The sequence below is a fragment of the Paraburkholderia sp. genome, from assembly GCF_034668105.1.
In the GTDB taxonomy this organism is placed as follows: Bacteria; Pseudomonadota; Gammaproteobacteria; order Burkholderiales; family Burkholderiaceae; genus Paraburkholderia.
The window spans coordinates 1-2,931 of record NZ_JAXDPY010000495.1; the positions used below are offsets into that span (position 1 = coordinate 1).

Genomic DNA, 2,931 nt, shown 5'->3' on the forward strand with positions numbered 1-2,931 from the left:
CGCGCGGCGTAGCTCTGGTCGTCGTTGAGGTTGACGATGGTGGTGAGGCGCGCCTGCATGCGCTCAGCCACCGGGCCGACCGCCAGCAGCGGCACGCACAGGCCGGCCAGCAAAATCGCGCTCGCGACAATCCGCACCCGCACCTTGTTGTTCGACTTGACCAAAAGGATCAACAGCGCGATGACCCAGCCGCCCCACGTCGAGCGCACGAGGCTCAGCGCGAACGAGAAGAAGCCGAGCGCCGCCGCGATCCAGCGCACGCGGTGGGTCGCCGCCATCACGTAGACCATCGCGCCCATCATCGCGAAGGCGAACGGGCCCGACGAGTTCATCGTGCTGAATACGCGCACGCCCATCGGCACCGGGTCGCCCTGCGAATTCATCTGCGAGCCGAGCATCCACAGCGCGTCCCACTGCGGCATGATGAAGAACTGGATCAGGCCGTAGCCGCCCATCACCAGCATGCCCCAGATAAAGGTATTGACGATGGTGTCGCGATACTTCGGATACTGGCGTGTGTGCGCCATGATGTGAAAGCCGATCAGGATCGGATAGAGCCAGTTCGCAAGGTCATAGGTGGCGGCGAGCGGCCCGCTCGACATCACGCCGATCATGAACGCATAGGCAAGCCCCATCAGAATCAGCAGCACGGGCAGGCCGCGCCGTTGCGAAAGCAGCTTGTAGTAACGGAGCAAGGAGAACGCGCTGATCATCGTCACCGCGAGCGGTGCGACCTGGATCAGGCTGGTCGGCGTGAACGAGCCTTTGGACCAGTCGGCGAGACGCCGCACTTCCGGGCTCAGGAACCACAGCCACCACATGAAGCCGATGTAGCGCGCCGGGCTTTTGAAGTAAAGCCACAGGCCCGTCAGGATCGCGAGCACCGGGAATCCGAGCGTGAGCACCGTGCCCTGATGCGCGACGATCAGCATCGCCGTGATCAGCCACAGCAGCGCCTCGGGCAGCCATTCCTTGCGGGAACCGGACAGCACCCGCTGCGCGTCGTCGCCGCCGGCTCGCGTGATGGTCGACATCGGTTAGAGACCTCCGCGTGATTGGCTCGCCGGGCATGGGCGTTGAGCTTGCCCTTGTTCTTGCCCTTGCACTTGTCCCTGGTTTCCGGCGCGAACCCGCACCGGCTGGTTCACAGTGGCGGCAGCCGGCGCGGCACGCGGCGCGGTCGCCGCGGCGTCGGAGGTGTCCGGCGCCACGCGTCCGCGCGACGCGGCGCGCGCGCGCAGCATCTCCTGCGTGATCCTCACATGCTGCATCGCATAGTTCCGTGTGGTCAGATCGCGCGACAGCAAACCGGCAGCCGCCGCCTGCGCCTGGCGCAATGCATCCAGCGGCGAGGCGGCGAGCCGATCCACCGTCTCACGCAACGCCTGCGGGTCGAACGGCGGGATATACGCCACCTCGCCGGCCGGAAAATAATCCTGCAGCGCGCCGACGTTCGTGACCACCATCGGCTTGCCGACGGCCGCCGCTTCCAGCATCACCGTGATGCCCGAGGCGTGCGAATTCGGCCGCAGCGGCACCACGATCACGTCGGCCCAGTCGTACAACTCGTGCTGCTTTTTGATGCCCGAGAACAGCGCGATCTCGACGTTCGGCGCGCGCAGCGAGGCGGGAATGCGCCGGCGTGTCGCGAGCTTGACCGTATAGCGGGCGTCGTTGCCGAACGCCTTGATGAGCGTCTCCCAGTCGCGGTCGCGATCGTTGCCGATCGCGGCGATGCGGATCGGCGTGTGCGGTGTCCATTCGGTCGGCGTCTTCACAGGGAAGTCCTGCGTATTCAGACCGTACAACAGAGATGTTGCGTTGCGACCGAAATAGCGCCGGCATAGTTCAGCGTTTTCGCTGGCGAGCGTGGTCAGCTGATCGGCGCGGCTCATCAGCTTGCGATACAGCCAGCTGCGCAAGATCCCGTACGAAGGCCACTTATCGAGCAGCCACACGCTTTGCGCGAGCAGCAGAGGCGCTGCCTCGGCACCCGCCTTGCGGCCGCTCAGCAACAGCATCAGCGCGGCGGACAGCCATTCCTGCTCGGTATGCGTCCAGATCACGTCCGAGCGCAGCATCTCGGCGCGGTTGCGCCATGTATGGATGAAGTCGAACCCGAGCGCCGCCTTCAACGCGCGGCGCAGCAGCTTCACCGGTTTGCTCTCGCCAGCGTCCTGCGAATAGGTCAGCGCGAACGCGTCGGATTGCGCATGGTGATAGCCATACAGACAGCCGATGTCGTCGCCGGGCCGGTAAAAGCGCGGGTCGGCGCCGTAAAACAGATGAACGTGAACTTTCGTACTCATGCAGACACTCCGCTCTGCCGGTGGAAAGGAGCATCGGCGTGCGCGGATAAGCGCCTATGCCGATGCACGAACGTGCAGGACGATTGGGTCACGCGGGCCACGTTGAAGCCGCGGTGGGGCGCGCGGTTCATGGCGGTTATGCGGCCCATGCGGCCCACGCGGCCCAAGCGGCTCAAAAGGCTCAAAAGGCCCACACAGATCGAGCGGCTCATGCGGTCCGCGACAGCGCGCGGCGCGCTTCATGCGCGCCGGTGCGCACCGCGCGCCAGCGCGACAGCCGCAGCCCCGCCTGTTTCGACATCAGCGCGAGCGCGGCGTGCGTGAGCCCCGGATACACGCGCGTGCCGACCAGCGTCCACCACCACCACGCGGCTTCACGCCGCAGCGGCGGCAACTGGTCGCGCAGGATCAGATGAAAGTTGAAGGCGGCTTTGCGCAACGCCGCCCTGGTGTGCGCGTCGCGCCGGTCGTCGTCGAAACGTTCGGCGGGGAAATGATCGACCGCGACGCGCGGGTCGTACATCAGCTTCCAGCCGGCGTTCTTCACCGCGAGGCTGAACGCCATGTCGTTGTGAACCTGGGCGCCCGCGCCGCGCAGGCGTTGATCGAAACGGATCGTGCG

2 protein-coding genes and 1 pseudogene are annotated in these 2,931 nt (G+C 65.9%); all 3 read right to left on the reverse strand.

Annotation, left to right across the window (positions count from 1 at the left end):
- Window positions 1–1,034: glucose-6-phosphate isomerase (locus tag QOC89_RS22325; protein WP_323047004.1), on the reverse strand; the 1,034-nt coding region annotated here is incomplete at its 3' end.
- 3 nt (window positions 1,035–1,037) lie between these two features.
- Window positions 1,038–2,309, reverse strand: a complete 1,272-nt coding sequence (locus QOC89_RS22330) for a glycosyltransferase (RefSeq protein WP_323047005.1) — start codon at window positions 2,307–2,309, stop codon at window positions 1,038–1,040.
- Window positions 2,310–2,517: 208 nt separating this feature from the next.
- A pseudogene (locus tag QOC89_RS22335) lies at window positions 2,518–2,931 on the reverse strand (glycosyltransferase family 2 protein); the annotation flags it as partial.